The following is a 14,050-nucleotide window of genomic DNA, read 5'->3' as shown; positions in this document are numbered from 1 at the left end:
TGCCGCACCGAAAGCCCGAAAACGGGCCGTTCATAATCGACAGAGGGAGGATACCATGTTCAAGACCAAGCCCACGCGCAGGGCGATGCTCGCTGGCCTGGCGCTCGCAGCCTGCGCGGCGCCGCTGACCGGGGCCGTCGCCCAGACCTGGCCGTCGCGCCCGATCACGATGATCGTGCCCTGGGGCGCGGGCGGCGGAACCGATGCGACCGCGCGCATGATCGCCTCGCTCCTGGAAAAGCAGCTCGGCAAGCCCGTGCCGGTCGTCAACCGGACCGGCGGTTCGGGCGCAGTCGGTCATCAGGCGATCGCCTCAGCCGACCCCGATGGCTACACGATCGGCATCGCGACGCTCGAGATTGGCACGATGCATCATCAGGGCCTGACGCCGCTGACGCACGAGGCCTATGCGCCGATCGGCCTCTACAATTCCGATCCAGCGGCGCTGTTCGTGCGGGCGGACGCCCCTTACAAGACGGTCAAGGACCTGCTCGAGGCACTCTCCAAGGCCCCCGACCGCCGGTTCAAGGCTTCGGGCAGTGCCCAGGGCGGCGTCAACCATCTGGCGCTGGCTGGCATGTTGAAGGCGTCAGGCATTCCGGTCTCGCGCGTCGCCTGGGTCCCCAGCGAGGGCGCGGCTCCAGGCCTGCAGGATCTTGCCGCCGACGGCGTCCAGATCGCCACGGCCTCGTTGCCGGAGGCGGCGGCGCTGATGTCCGCCGGCCGTATCCGCCCGCTCGCCATCTTCGCGCCCAAGCGCGACGAGGCGCTGAAGGACGTCCCGACCTTCAAGGAGGCGAGCGGCTTCGACTGGTCAATCGGCTCCTGGCGCGGCGTAGTCACACCCAAGGGCACGCCGCCCGAGATCGTCGCGCGGTTGCAGGACGAGATCGGCAAGGCGGTCGCCACGCCGCAGTACCTCGAATTCATGAAGAGCAAGGGCTACGCCACGGGCTGGAACGCGGGCGACGGCTTCCGCGCCTTCATGGCCGACAGCGACAAGGGCCTCGGCGCGACGCTGGCCGAGCTCGACCTCAAGAAATAGCCGCTGCCTGAACTCGAAACGAACGAGCCTAACATCCCGGCCGCTTGCCGCCGGGATGTCCCCGTCCGCGTGCGGCGGCTGCTGGCAACTGGAATGGCGCCATGAAAATCCACGATACGCTTCTGGGCCTGCTCTTCGCCTGCATCGGCCTCGCCGTGCTCGCCACCGTCTCGGCCTACCCGAGCATGGCGGGGCAGGATGTCGGTCCCGCGCTATTTCCTGGTGTGGCAGCGGCACTTCTCGTCGTCTTCGGACTTACTCTTGCTCTGGGCCGCCCGGCACGGCACTCGGGCCGCCGGCTTGTGGTTCTCGGCGACTGGACCCAGTCGCCGCGCCATGTCGTGGCCGGACTGAGCGTCGTCATCGGCTGCGCCGTCTATGCCTTGTTCTCGACCACACTCGGCTTCCTCGTCCTGGCGCCTATCGCACTGCTGGTCTGGCATCTGGCCTTCGGCGTCGGCCTGAAGACATCGATCCTGTCGGCCTTGCTGGCCACGCTCTGCTTCTGGGCGATCTTCTACAAGGGCCTGGGCGTGCCGCTGCCCTGGGGCATGCTCAAGAATTTCGCTTTCTGAGGAGATGCAGATGGACGCGCTCGCTCAAGGCTTCGCCATGGTGTTCAGCATCGAGACGCTGCTGATCATCATGGCGTCATCGCTGTTCGGCCTGTTCGTGGGCGCCGTGCCGGGCCTGTCGGCGACCATGGCGCTCGCGCTGCTTGTGCCCATGACCTTCTTCATGGATCCGATCCCGGCCCTGGCCGCGATGGTCTCCTGCTCGGCGATGGCGATCTTCGCCGGTGACATTCCGGGCTGCCTGCTGCGCATGCCGGGCACGGCGGCGTCCGCGGCCTATACCGACGAAGCCTATGCGATGTCCCGCAAGGGCGAGGCTGACACCGCGCTCGGCTCCGGGCTGGTCTTCTCGGCGATCGGCGGGCTTTTTGGGACCGCGGTCCTGATCGTCGCCGCGCCGCTCTTCGCCGAGTTCGCGCTCAACTTCACCTCGTTCGAATTCTTCTGGCTGATCCTGCTCGGGATCACCTGCGCCATCGTGATCTCGTCGAACGCGCCCCTGAAGGGCGCTATCATGCTGATCCTGGGCTTCTTGGTCGCCTCGGTGGGCATGAACAATCCTGCCGCGTTCCCGCGCTTCACCGCCGGCAACACCGATCTTCTCGGCGGGATCGGCTTCCTGCCGATGCTGATCGGCATGTTTGCGGTCTCGGAGGTCATCCGCAGCGCGCTCGACCGGTCGCCCAGGGCCGTGATCATCGACCAGCCGATCCACAACGTCTTCAAGGGCATGTGGCAGCTGACGGTGAAATATCCCAAGCAGATCCTGCGCGGCTCGGTGCTGGGCACCGTCGTCGGCGCGCTGCCGGGCGCCGGATCAGACATCGCCTCCTGGATGAGCTACGCGCTGTCCAAGAAGCTGTCGAAAGAGCCGGAGAAGTTCGGCACGGGCCATGTCGAAGGCATCATCGAGTCGGGCGCGGCCAACAACTCGGCGCTTGCCGGAGCCTGGATCCCCGCGCTCGTCTTCGGAATTCCGGGCGACACGCTGACGGCGATCGTGATCGGCGTGCTCTACATGAAGAACCTCAATCCGGGGCCGTCGCTGTTCACCACCAACCCGCAGAACATGTATGCCATCTACATCCTATTCATCTTTGCCAACCTGATCATGATCCCCCTCGGCTGGGCCACGATCAAGGTCGCCAAGAAGCTGCTTGGCGTGAGCCGGGAGATCCTGCTGCCACTGATCCTGATGGCCTGCATCGTCGGAACGTTCGGCATGAACAATTCTCCCTTCGATGTCGGGATCATGCTGGCTGCCGGCGTCGCCGCCTATATCTTGGAGGAGAACGGCTTCCCGGTCGCCCCGGCGATTCTGGGCGTCGTGCTCGGTCCCATGCTGGAAGAAAACTTCGTGAAGTCGATGATCAAGGCGGATGGCGAGGTGCTGGCCTTCTTCAGCCGCCCGGTCGCAGGCGTGCTTGGCGTCCTGACAGTGGTCGTCTGGCTCTATCCGCTGCTGCGGCAGGGCTTCAGGCGCCGGCCCGGCCGGGTGGTCCCTGCCGGAGAAGCGCTCTGATGCGCGAGGGGATGCGGCTGGAGGCGCCGAGGTCGCTCACGGAAATGGTCGCTGCGCGCCTGGAGCAGGCGATCGTCGACGGGGAATTCAGCCTGGGCGAGGCGATCTCGGAGGAGATGCTGGCGAAGAGCTTCGGGGTCAGCCGCACGCCGGTGCGCGACGCGCTGACCGCGCTGCAGCGGGCCGGCCTGGTCGTTATCCTGCCCAAGCGCGGCAGCTTCGTCTTTCGCCCGACTGCCGACGACGCGGCAGCACTGTGCGACTATCGCCTGGTGCTGGAGCGCGAGGGGCTGCGGCTCTCGCATGAGTTGGCGCCTGCCCAGTCGCTGGCGGCGATGAACGACGCCATTGCGGAGATGGAACGAAGCCTGCTGGCGGACGCGGTAGCCTACGGACAGGCCGATACGCGGTTCCACCAGGCCTTCCTCGACCACTGCGGCAACGCCTATCTGGGCGAGGGCTACAGGCTCGCATCCCGCAAGGTCTCGGCGTTGCGCACGCATCTCACGGCCCATGTCGAGGAGCGCCGCGTCACCTCGCTGGCCGAGCACCGACGGATGGCCGAACTGTTCGCGCAAGGGAAACTCGACACGCTGTTTACCCTGCTCGCGGAGCACATCGCGCGCACGCGGCGGGTTTACGAAGAGATCCTGTCGGCGCCTGCCCCGGCTCCGCGCCGCATCGCCCTGACATAGAGCCGGAGCACATCGCCATGTCGCAATCTCAAAGGCTGCGTGCGCTGCTCGAAAGCGGCATCGTCGCGGCGCCTGGAGCACCGGACGCTCTCGCTGCGCGCCTCGTCGAGGCAGCAGGCTTCCCGGCGCTCTACATGACCGGGTTCGGCGCCACGGCCAGCCGGCTCGGACGCCCCGATATCGGCCTGCTTACCCAGACCGAGATGACGACTCATGCCCGCGACATGGCGCGCGCCGTCTCGATACCGATCATCGCCGACGCCGATACCGGCTATGGCGGCCCTGCAAACATCGAGCGGACCATGGCGGAATATGCCCAGGCCGGCGTGGCGGCGGTCCATTTCGAGGATCAGGTCTCGCCCAAGCGCTGCGGACAGCTCGCGGGCGTCAGGGTAATCCCCGCCGAGGAGGCGGTCCGGCGCCTGCGCTGCGCGCTGGCGGCGCGCCCGGCCGACGGCATCCTGGTGATCGGGCGGACCGACGCGCTCGCGGCGGAGGGCGTCGACGAGGCGATCAGGCGCGCCAATCTCTATGGCGAAGCCGGCGCCGATCTCGTTTTCGTCGACGGCATCAAGACGATCGCAGAAGTGGAAGCCGTCGCGCGCGGCGTCAGCGGCCCGAAGGTCGTCAGCATCGTTGACGGCAACGAGACGGTCGCCTTGACCACGACAGAGCTCGAGGCCATGGGGTTTTCAGTGGCGCTCTACGCGGTAACCGCCCTGTTCGCGGCGGCGCAGGCGATGCGAGACGCGCTCAGCATCCTCAAACGCGACGGCACGCCGCGCGAGGCCGCCGGCAGAACGATGAGCTATGCCGAATTCAGCGAATTGGTCGATCTAGCGCATTTCCAGCGGCTCGACCACGACTTCGGGTGATCGTTTTCTGCGCGAAGCCAAGGTGCATCTGTGACGGCGTCCTTGGCAAGCTGAAGGTCCGGCTCCGGCAGTTATTGCCGGTAGATCGATATTCGACTTCATCACCAAGTGGCGAGCGCCGCAGGCGGTTTAGTGCTTGTTAGCGGCGCTCATGCACCGCTTTGCTGCGGAAACAGAGATGCTCGAAACCGGACGTTCCAGATGTCTGGATTGGGCCAGCTTCCGACATTTGGGCGAAGCAGTCCACAGTGTGTCGATGCCCGAAATAGCAAGCGGTGGCTATCCGGTGGCTATTCAAAAGCCAGCCTACTCGCCACAGTTGAACTTCCGTCGCAGAAAGATCAACCAAATCAAAGTGTTAAATGGCGCGCCCGACACGATTCGAACGTGTGACCTCTGCCTTCGGAGGGCAGCGCTCTATCCAGCTGAGCTACGGGCGCAAACCGTGGAAGGGCAATAGCTGATCGCGCCTGCTTCGGCAATGTGGGATTTCGTGACGGCGTCAGGGCCCGGAACGGCAACGGTCACGCGTTCGAACGGTCGCGTTCGGACCGCGTCGGCGCGGGGCAGGCCTGTCATTGGGCCAGCCGTCGTTTCCATGCGGCGATCGGTGCCAGTCGCCATTGCGCAAGCGGCGACGGCAATGACATGAAAAGCGTCATGCCGATTCTCAGCGCCATTCCTGCCGATATCCGGCGCGCCGCCTGCGCCTTTCACGAGGCCGGCCATATCGTCGTCGGCTGGCATCACCAGCGCTACATCACCCATGCCTGGCTTCGGCCGCCTTACGGCTTCTCCGGCGAGACCTGCTTCGAGCCCTATCGGCGCGGCTTCCAGAAGGACAGGCCGGGCGATCTCGGGCGCGCCGAGGTCGAGATCACGATCCTGTCGGCCGGCCATTGTGGCGAGATGATCTACTGGAACGAAGGCGAGGCGACGAAATGGTATCCCGGCGAACTCCATTCGCATGCGGATGATCTTGAGCAGATGGCGCCCTATATCGCGCTGCTGCGGCCGCCCGATGAGGCGCTCCTGCGAGCGCGCTGCGCCAGGGCCGCCACCGTTATCCTTTACCAGCCGTCGGCGCGTCTGGCCCATGCGGCCATCGCGCGACGGCTGTTCGACCAACGGCGGATCGAACCCGATGAGGTCGATGAGATCTTGGGACGCGGGACCGCCGCTGGCCGCGTCTCGCCTGTCCAGCCGGCCGGACGCTGAGGTCCAGCTCCATTCCGCTCCTGACGTCAGCGGGCTCTGAGGCTCTGGATATAGGCGATGACGTCGTCGGTCTCGGTGGGTGTAAGCTGATAGCGGGGCATGGCGCCATGCGGTGTCTGCAGGAAGACGCGCAGCGAAAGCGCGGTCTGCGACCCCATATCGGCGACCGCGCCGAAACCGGGCGGAACCCGAGAGGGATCGCGGCCCGCGCCATCGATTTCGTGGCACTGGATGCACAGCGACGTCGCGACCTCCCGGCCGGCACGGGCATCGCCGACGCCTTGCGCCAGGACGCCGCCCGCGCAGACAACGCCGGCACAGAGCGCCCCGAGCCCCCATCGGAACAGGCGCGGGCCATCGGGGTGCGGCCGGCTGGTGTCGATCGCCTTCATAGCGCCGTGCTCCTCTTGTCGCGGAGAGCCCCCCGCTCGGGTCAGGACGCGGGTTTCCACAGGCGCGAAACGCGCCGGATATAGGCCACGAGCCCGTCGGTTTCGTGCTCGATCAGGATGAATTCAGGCATGCCGGGATGGCGCACCACCGTGCCGTCGATCAGAACGGGCGCCGGGTTGCCGCCCGGATAGCGCTCGGCGATCAGCGGAAACGGAGGTGCTTTCGGGTTCGGGCTGACGCCGCTCGCCTCGATGGCATGGCAGCCGCCGCAATGCTGCTGCGCCACGCGCTTGCCGATGGCGACGCTCTCGGCATTGTCGGGCCGCTGCGCGTCGGCCGGCATTGCACGGCTGGCCTGCGACATCGCAAAGCTGCCGCCGATCGCGGCGACGACGGCGAGCGTGAGCGCGCCCGGCATGGTCCTGGCAGATCCGCTGGCACGGGATGTCGTGCTTTCCATGGCTGGCCCCCAGTCTGAGATCGCGCGGATGGCAGCGCCCCGCCAAGGGGCCGCCGCACGGTCATTGCTCCTGCAGTGCAGCGAGGAGCTCCGGTCCGCTCTTGCCGATCAGGTTCTTGGACAGCTCTCTGACGAGCGCCGCCTCCAACTGCTTGTGGTAATGGCGCCGCATCTCGCCCAGCGTCCGGGGCGAGGCGATGACCACGAGGTGCTCGAGCTTTTGTCCGGTGACCTGGTGATTGAGCCAGGCGGTGACGGCGGCGGCATGGGCATCTTCGTCGATCTGATGCCCGGTCGGATTGGCGGAGCTCGAATCCCGTCCGGCGCCACCGGCCCTGTTGTGCTCGTCCAGATCGGGCGCCGGCATCGCTGCGAGCGCCGGGTCGGCTTCGTTGCCGCTGTTGCGGAAAAGCGCGAACTGCTTGCCATCGACGAGAGCGATGACGGTACCGTGGGGGAGTTGCATTGAGGTTTCCTCGGCTGGGTCCGACCCGGGAGCCCGGCGACCTGCATCTCTTTGATCGACAACGCGCCCGCCGCCGCATTGATCCCGATCAAGGCTTGTGCGCCCTTACCGGTTTGGCTGGAAGGGAAGATGATCGAAGGCTGGCGCTGCCGAAGAGATATTGGTTTCTGACGCGGCCAAATTCGGCGTTGCCGAAACCGCATCCGCCGGAGCAGGCTGTCGCGGCGCTATTGAGCGCGCCGACCCGGAGAACGCCATTGCCTCGCCTCGCGATCGACCCCGACCGTCTCTGGTCCGACACCATGATCCTGGCCCAGATCGGCGGGCTGCCGGCGGGCGGCTGCGATCGGCTGGCGTTGACGGAAGCAGACGGGGCGGCCCGAAGCCTGCTGCGCTACTGGTTCGAGCAGGCGGGGCTCGCCGTTTCCGTCGATCCGATCGGAAACATCTTCGGACGGCGCGAGGGCACGCAAGCCGGCCTGCCGCCAGTCTTCGTCGGCAGCCATATCGACACGCAGTCGCCCGGCGGCAAGTTCGACGGCGTGCTCGGCGTGCTGGCGGGGCTGGAATGCCTGCGCACGCTCGACCGGGCCGGGATCGCGACGCGCTATCCCGTCGAGGTGGTGAACTGGACCAATGAGGAGGGCGCGCGCTTCGCGCCGGGCCTGATGGGGTCGGCGGTGTTCACCGGTCAGCTTGATCTCGCCACGGCCCATGCCTCGCAAGACCCGGCCGGCGTTTCCGTCGCGCAGGCACTGGCCCAGATTCGCCAACTCGGCGATGCGCCGATGCGCCGCCCGGTCGACAGCTATTTCGAACTCCATATCGAGCAGGGCGACCGTTTGCAGCAGGCCGGGCGCACCATCGGCGTTGTCGAGGGCAGCGAATTCAACTGCTTTGCCGACGTCACCTGCCTCGGTGACAACGCCCATGCCCAGGCGACGCCGATGGGCCAGCGCCGCAACCCGCTGGCGGCGGCGGCCGAGTTGATCACCGCGATCGAGGCGATCGGCCATCGCAACGCCCCGGTCGGATCGATGGGGGTGGCGTCGCTGCGGCTCTGGCCCAACAACCGCATCAACATCCCCCACCGCGTCGTCTTCACCTATTCGGGCACGCATCCCGATAGCGCCGGCATGGGCGCGATGCGCCGCGAGATCGTCGCTGCCGCAGCTGCGATCGCGCAGCGCACCGGCATCGCGATCGAGGTCGAGGCCTCGCCGGACCGGCCGGCGGTCGATTTCGATCCGGCGCTTGCCGATCTCGTCGAGGGCATCGCCAGCGAGCAGGGCTTCAGCACCATGCGTCTGCGCTCGCGGGCCGGGCATGACGCGATCCGGATGGCGCCCTGGTGTCCGACGCAGATGATCTTCATCCCCTGCAAGGACGGCATCTCGCATAGCGAGTTCGAGGATTGCCGGCAGGACGACGCAGAGGCCGGCAGCAACGTGCTGCTGCACGCGCTGCTGGCCCGCGCCAACCGCGCCGGCTGATCGAGTCCGGACCCGCTTGTAGGCCGGACGGGCTTGCATCTGCGTGACGGGCGCGTCCATCTGGCCCAAGATCGATACGTCCAAGATCGACACGCGGGAACACACGCTTCATCCGGGCGTCGTAGAACCGCCTGCTGCCAAGGAACCGAGATGACGTCCACCGTGAGCCCATTCGCCGGAAAGCCCCTCGACCCCAGCCTCCTCGTCGATGTCGCCAGGCTGACGCAGGCCTATTTCGAGCTCCCCGATCCCGGCCAGGCCAGCCAGCGCGTCGCCTTCGGCACCTCGGGCCATCGCGGCTCGTCCCTGCTGCTCTCCTTCAACGAGGCGCATATCCTCGCGATCGCCCAGGCGATCTGCCTGTACCGCAAGGGCAACGGCATCGACGGCCCGCTTTTCCTCGGCATCGACACCCATGCGCTGTCGCGCCCGGCCTTCGAGACATCGCTCGAGGTCTTCGCCGCCAATGGCGTCGTCACCATGATCGACGAGCATTTGCGCTTCACGCCGACGCCGGTGATCTCGCACGCCATCATCGGCTATAATCGCGGCCGCCGAGCGGGCCTCGCCGACGGCGTCGTGATCTCGCCCTCGCATAATCCGCCAGCCGATGGCGGCTTCAAATACAACCCGCCCCATGGCGGCCCGGCCGACACCGACGCCACCGGCTGGATCGAGCGCAAGGCCAACGAACTGATGACCGCCGGTCTCGCCGGCATCCAGCGCATGGCCTACCAGAAGGCGCTCGCCTCGGAATTCGTCCGCAGGCACAACTACATCGCTCCTTACGTCGAGGACCTCGCGGCGATCGTCGACATGGCGGTGATCCGCTCCTCAGGCGTCAGCATCGGCATCGACCCGCTCGGCGGCGCCGGCCTCGACTATTATGCGCCGATCATTGAGCGCTACGGCCTCAACGCGACCGTCGTCGACAAAACGCTCGACCCGACCTTCGCCTTCATGCCGGCCGACTGGGACGGCAAGATCCGGATGGACTGCTCCTCGCCCTATGCGATGACGCATCTGATCGCCATGAAGGACCGCTTCGACGTCGCCTTCGCCAATGACACCGATGCCGACCGGCACGGCATCGTCGCCCGTAGCGGCGGGCTGATGAACCCCAACCATTATCTCGCGGTGGCGATCGCCTATCTCTTCACGAACAGGCCGGGCTGGCGCGGCGATGCCGCCATCGGCAAGACCATCGTCAGCAGCGCCATGATCGACCGCGTCGCGGGCAAACTCGGGCGCCGGCTGGTCGAGGTTCCCGTCGGCTTCAAATGGTTCGTCGATGGCTTGTCGGATGGCAGCTTCGGCTTCGGCGGCGAGGAGAGCGCCGGCGCCTCCTTCCTGCGCCAGGACGGCACGAGCTGGACCACCGACAAGGACGGCCTGATCCTCGGCCTGCTCGCCGCCGAGATCACCGCCGTTACCGGCTCGGACCCCGGCGAGCGCTATGTCGAACTGACCAGGGAGCTCGGCGAGCCGCTTTATGCCCGCGTCGATGCGCCGGCCACGCGCGAGCAGAAGGCCGTGCTCAAGACATTGTCGCGCCAGCAGATCAGGACGGACACGCTCGCCGGCGAGACCATCACGGCCGTCCTCAACGAGGCGCCCGGCAATGGCGCCGCGATCGGCGGCGTCAAGATCGTCACGGCCGAGGGCTGGTTCTGCGCCCGTCCCTCGGGCACGGAGGAGGTCTACAAGATCTACGCCGAGAGCTTCCGCAGCGAGGCCCATCTGCGCCGGATCCAGGACGAGGCGCAGGCGATCATCAACGCGGCGTTCGCAGCGGCGTGAGAGCCACGCCTATTTGGCTCGGAAACACCGCGTCATCCTGGACAAGCGGCGAAGCCGCGTAGCTCCGGGATCCATCCAAGGGTGATGTCGCGCTCTATGATGGATCCCCGGGACTACCTGTGGTCGCCCAAGATGACGGCATGTTTCCGAACTCAAGCGGCATGATCAGGGCTGCCGGCGGCACGCCCGTCCGCCCCAAACCTCAGTCCTTCTCGCCGACGGCCTTGCGCTTCGGCGGGGCGTCATAGGCGTCGGGCGAGGCGGCCTCCGTCGCCTGGCGCTTGCGCGCCATGGCGTCGATCAGCTGGCGGTTCGAATGCTCCAGCGTTCCGACATGGTCGATATGGTGCCGCAGGTCGTCTCGGAGCTGCTGGTTGACGCCGATCAGGAAATCGCCCCTGGATTGCAGGGCCGAGAGCTTGATGTCGAGATCGTAGACGCGCCTGTCGCGCAGGGACAGCTCGTCGATCAGCCTGCGTTCGCGCTCGGCCGCGGCGGTCGCCTGCGCTTCCATTTCCTTGATCGTCTGGAGCGCGGCCACGATGCGCGCCTGGGCCTGGGTCGCCGCCTCGTTGGCAGCCTCGCGCTCGCCGCTCATCTTCTCGGCCAGCGCGGCGATGTCGCGTTGCAGGCGCTGGTTCTCGCCGCTGGCGGCGACGAGGTCGGAGCGCAGGATCGCGACCTCGCGCGACAGCCTCTGCACCGTCGCGGATTGTTCGAGCAGCTTCTGCTCGACGACCTGGCGCTCTTCGGAGAGGCGCTGGACGCGCGAATCAGTGGTGGACAGCTTCTGCAGCAGGCCGTTCGCCTCGCCCTGCAGCTTGCCATGCTCGGCCTCGAGCGTCGCCAGCGAGCCCTGCGCCTGGTCGAGGGCGGCGCGGGTGCGGTGCAATTCCTCCTCGTAGCGCAGGGCCAGCGGGCGGTAGTGGCCGAGTTCGCTCTGCAGGCCCGCGATCTCGCGGTCTTGCCGGTTGCAGGAGGCGCTGAGCTCCTCGATCTGCGCGGCCTGGTCCTGGGAGTTCGTGATGAACTTGGGCAGGATCTGCTGCATCGTCGCGGTGCGCGTCATCAGCAGATCGAGCTGGACCGACCAGTTCGAGATCTTCGCGAATTCGGTCTGGAGATCGTTGGACTGGTCGCTGATCGCGGCCATGAGCTCGCCGACCTCATGCGACGAGCTCGGTTTGACGAACGCGGTCTGGGCCGCGGCAGGAGGCTCGCCCGGCTCGTTGGCGGGCATCGCAAAGTCGAGCGGGGCTAAGTCGGACGGGGACAGCGCAGGCGGAGCGAGGTCGGACACATCCAGCGCCCGCGGCATCCGCATATCGCGGTCCTCGTCGCGTCCGCTCGGGAACGCGCCTCGCGCGCTCGCGGGCGCGTCTGGTTTGCCCATGAGCCGTCTCAGACCTGCTCCAAACATCGACGCCACCTCAACCTTGCCCCATTGACGCGGTACGCGCCGCCTTCAGGCCGCCCGGTCCCCGAGGCGCTCGGACTCAACCGAAGGCGATAGGCCAGCAGACGGTGCAGCGCCCCTCAAGGCAATGTCCCGGCCTCGGCTTTGACGAGTTGCAAACAACTTCTTTCGACGTTTCGGACTCGGGGCTTCGATCACAGCGGCAAGACAGGGCGCCGCCGTCATCGCCAGCGCGTCAGGCCGGCCGCTGCGGAGCTCCAGCCTGGCGCAGCTTCAGTTCGAGCATATAGGCGCGCTGCACGGCTTCGCGCTCGCGCAGGATGGCCTTTTCGAGAATGCCCTGCTGCGTCTGCAGCACCTGGTTGGCCTGTGCGAGGGTGGCCTCGGCCTTGCGGGCGCGCTGGCTCCAGCCATCCTTTTCCTTTTCGAGCGCCTCGACCTCGACCTGAAGCTGGGCGCGCTCCCGCTGCGCCTCCTGAAGCGAGCTCTTGGCCTTCTGCAGGACGCCGAGCAATTGCAGTTGCAGCGTCTCGTAGGCTTCGCCGGCCCCCTCGACCAGGGCCAGCGTCTCCTGCGGGTTCGGCCGATTGGCCGCGCGGCCCGCGAACGGGCGCTTTGGCGCCGGTGCGGGTGTCGTCCCACTCCTGTCCGGCGCGCCGTTCCGGCCCGGAGACCGAAGCATGGCGCGGCTCAGGCTGGGCATCTCCTGTGTCACGGTCAGCCGCGCGACTGCGGGCGATTGGCCGGCGAGAACGAGGTGGTGACGGCGTCGTGGAGGCGGGCGAGCCAGGCTTCGGCCTCGACGGCGCGAGCCTCGGCCTGGCGGGCCCGCTCCTCGGAGCGCCAGAGCAATTCATTGGCGGTCGCGACCTGGGCTTCCAATTCGCGCATGTTGACGGCGGCCTGCGCGATCGTCTGCTGCAGGCGCTCTTCGAGCTGGGCGTAGCGAAGGTCGCTGATCCGGATGGCTTCGCTGGTTTCCTCGATCAGCGCCAGCGCGGACGGCCAGTCGCGCTGCGGGCCTGCCGTCGCGGCGGGGCCGGGCGCGGCAGCGAGGGAGGCCGAGGGAAACGCCGCGATCTTGTCCGAGGCGTTCAGAAACTGCTCCGAGGTCGATGCGCTCTGGCGCGGCAGGGTCGTGATGGTCGCGAGATCGCTAATTGCAGGCTGCATGACGTTCTCCGTTCGAGCTGAGCAAGATCGCCGTATCGGCCGAGGCTTGTCCGAGGGATTGAGAGGCTGGCGGGATGGTTGGAGCCGAGGGAGTCGCAGCGAGCTCGGCCGATGGCCGCATGTGCTGCTGGAGCATGTGCTGCTCGATATGCTCCTGCAGCGCGCGCCGGTTGACCCGTGCGAGATCGAGTGCGCGTTGCAGGAGAGCCTTGTCACGGCGCTCGCTCTGCACGGCCTCTTCGAGGCGCTGGCACTCCCGGTGCAGCACATCCGTCGCCGAGTTCTGCCTGGCCCTGACCGCCCGCAGATCGGCCTCGACGGCAGCGCTCGCATCTCTGAGGCGTTCGATCTCGGCGGTCCTGCTGGCCAGCGCCGCCGTCAGCCCGGCGATCTGATGGTCCTGCCTGATCTTGTCGAGGGTCGCCTCGTGCAGGCTCTGCTTCAGCCGCTCGACCTCGGTGGCGACCGCCCGATGGCGCTGGTCGGAGGAGGCCGTCGCCTCGCGCTGCTGTTGGAGAGCCCGCTCGCTCAGGCTGAGCGTGGCCTGCGCCTCGCGCCCGTGCAGCCGCTCCGCCGCGAGCAGGGTTTCGGTCGCGGCCAAGCGGCCGAGCGCGGCTTCGAGCCGCAAGGCGAGGAAGCCGTCCTGTGCCAGCGAAAGCCTATGGATAGCGCCGGGGTCAGCCGCAAATTCGCCCGCTTCCGGGGGCGCAGCGCCAAACGCCGCCGACCCGCCGGGCCGTCCCTCTTGTTGCAAGGACGCTCCCAGCCAGTCATTGGGGCAGGCAACCGGAAGGGCGTTCAAGTGATGGCCTCGAAGATAGCGCCTGTGGAGCTTTGGGAACGCCAACACGAATCAATCACTCATCTTATCTACTCTTAAGGAATCGTATCAATCTGGATTTCGCGCTGTTGTCGTTA

The 14,050-nt window shown here is 67.1% G+C and carries 15 protein-coding genes and 1 tRNA gene; 8 read left to right on the top strand and 8 right to left on the bottom strand.

What is annotated here, in order from left to right; all coding sequences use genetic code 11:
- Positions 1 to 55 precede the first annotated feature (55 nt).
- The 5 genes from AC1DYU_RS24730 (at position 56) to AC1DYU_RS24710 (ending at position 4,712) form a co-directional block, all read left to right on the top strand.
- Complete coding sequence (locus AC1DYU_RS24730) at positions 56 to 1,045, top strand: tripartite tricarboxylate transporter substrate binding protein (protein WP_476793937.1); 990 nt, start codon at positions 56 to 58, stop codon at positions 1,043 to 1,045.
- Positions 1,046 to 1,146: 101 nt separating this feature from the next.
- Positions 1,147 to 1,620: a tripartite tricarboxylate transporter TctB family protein gene (locus AC1DYU_RS24725; protein ID WP_476793936.1), complete on the top strand. Its 474-nt coding sequence runs from the start codon at positions 1,147 to 1,149 to the stop codon at positions 1,618 to 1,620.
- Positions 1,621 to 1,630: 10 nt separating this feature from the next.
- Positions 1,631 to 3,142 (top strand): tripartite tricarboxylate transporter permease, encoded by a 1,512-nt coding sequence (locus AC1DYU_RS24720; RefSeq protein WP_476793935.1) that lies wholly within the window; start codon positions 1,631 to 1,633, stop codon positions 3,140 to 3,142.
- Positions 3,142 to 3,837 (top strand): GntR family transcriptional regulator, encoded by a 696-nt coding sequence (locus AC1DYU_RS24715; protein ID WP_476793934.1) that lies wholly within the window; start codon positions 3,142 to 3,144, stop codon positions 3,835 to 3,837. Before AC1DYU_RS24720 ends, AC1DYU_RS24715 begins: the two co-directional genes overlap by 1 nt.
- Positions 3,838 to 3,854: 17 nt before the next feature.
- Positions 3,855 to 4,712, top strand: a complete 858-nt coding sequence (locus AC1DYU_RS24710) for an isocitrate lyase/PEP mutase family protein (RefSeq protein WP_476793933.1) — start codon at positions 3,855 to 3,857, stop codon at positions 4,710 to 4,712.
- Between the two features lie 363 nt (positions 4,713 to 5,075).
- Here the strand turns inward: AC1DYU_RS24710 and AC1DYU_RS24705 are convergent.
- Positions 5,076 to 5,152: transfer RNA gene (locus AC1DYU_RS24705), tRNA-Arg, on the bottom strand.
- A gap of 220 nt (positions 5,153 to 5,372) precedes the next feature.
- On the opposite strand from AC1DYU_RS24705, the gene AC1DYU_RS24700 reads away from it, so the two are divergent.
- On the top strand, positions 5,373 to 5,930 hold the full coding sequence (locus AC1DYU_RS24700; protein WP_158485172.1) for a hypothetical protein: 558 nt from the start codon (positions 5,373 to 5,375) through the stop codon (positions 5,928 to 5,930).
- A gap of 26 nt (positions 5,931 to 5,956) precedes the next feature.
- Here AC1DYU_RS24700 and AC1DYU_RS24695 read toward each other — a convergent pair whose 3' ends face one another.
- The 3 genes from AC1DYU_RS24695 to AC1DYU_RS24685 form a co-directional block, all read right to left on the bottom strand.
- A complete protein-coding gene (locus AC1DYU_RS24695; protein ID WP_476793932.1) occupies positions 5,957 to 6,322 on the bottom strand; it encodes a c-type cytochrome in 366 nt (121 codons plus the stop codon).
- 41 nt (positions 6,323 to 6,363) lie between these two features.
- On the bottom strand, positions 6,364 to 6,741 hold the full coding sequence (locus tag AC1DYU_RS24690) for a c-type cytochrome (RefSeq protein WP_158485170.1): 378 nt from the start codon (positions 6,739 to 6,741) through the stop codon (positions 6,364 to 6,366).
- Between the two features lie 103 nt (positions 6,742 to 6,844).
- Positions 6,845 to 7,249, bottom strand: a complete 405-nt coding sequence (locus AC1DYU_RS24685) for a baeRF12 domain-containing protein (protein ID WP_158485169.1) — start codon at positions 7,247 to 7,249, stop codon at positions 6,845 to 6,847.
- Positions 7,250 to 7,506: 257 nt separating this feature from the next.
- Between AC1DYU_RS24685 and AC1DYU_RS24680 the strand changes: the two genes are divergently transcribed.
- Positions 7,507 to 8,742, top strand: a complete 1,236-nt coding sequence (locus AC1DYU_RS24680; RefSeq protein ID WP_476793931.1) for an allantoate amidohydrolase — start codon at positions 7,507 to 7,509, stop codon at positions 8,740 to 8,742.
- 150 nt (positions 8,743 to 8,892) lie between these two features.
- Positions 8,893 to 10,542, top strand: a complete 1,650-nt coding sequence (gene pgm / locus AC1DYU_RS24675) for a phosphoglucomutase (alpha-D-glucose-1,6-bisphosphate-dependent) (RefSeq protein ID WP_476793930.1) — start codon at positions 8,893 to 8,895, stop codon at positions 10,540 to 10,542.
- Between the two features lie 202 nt (positions 10,543 to 10,744).
- On the opposite strand, the gene AC1DYU_RS24670 is transcribed toward pgm, so the two are convergent.
- From AC1DYU_RS24670 to AC1DYU_RS24655, 4 genes are all read right to left on the bottom strand, one after another.
- A complete protein-coding gene (locus AC1DYU_RS24670; protein ID WP_476793929.1) occupies positions 10,745 to 11,935 on the bottom strand; it encodes a hypothetical protein in 1,191 nt (396 codons plus the stop codon).
- Between the two features lie 259 nt (positions 11,936 to 12,194).
- Positions 12,195 to 12,641 (bottom strand): hypothetical protein, encoded by a 447-nt coding sequence (locus AC1DYU_RS24665; RefSeq protein ID WP_476793928.1) that lies wholly within the window; start codon positions 12,639 to 12,641, stop codon positions 12,195 to 12,197.
- Between the two features lie 35 nt (positions 12,642 to 12,676).
- On the bottom strand, positions 12,677 to 13,132 hold the full coding sequence (locus AC1DYU_RS24660; protein ID WP_158485164.1) for a hypothetical protein: 456 nt from the start codon (positions 13,130 to 13,132) through the stop codon (positions 12,677 to 12,679).
- Positions 13,116 to 13,886: a hypothetical protein gene (locus AC1DYU_RS24655; protein WP_476793927.1), complete on the bottom strand. Its 771-nt coding sequence runs from the start codon at positions 13,884 to 13,886 to the stop codon at positions 13,116 to 13,118. Before AC1DYU_RS24655 ends, AC1DYU_RS24660 begins: the two co-directional genes overlap by 17 nt.
- Positions 13,887 to 14,050 lie beyond the last annotated feature (164 nt).

The organism is Allobosea sp. P2_B12 (assembly GCF_056404835.1).
The sequence above is the reverse complement of the archived record's forward strand: the minus strand, read 5'-3'. Positions and strand labels throughout refer to the sequence as shown.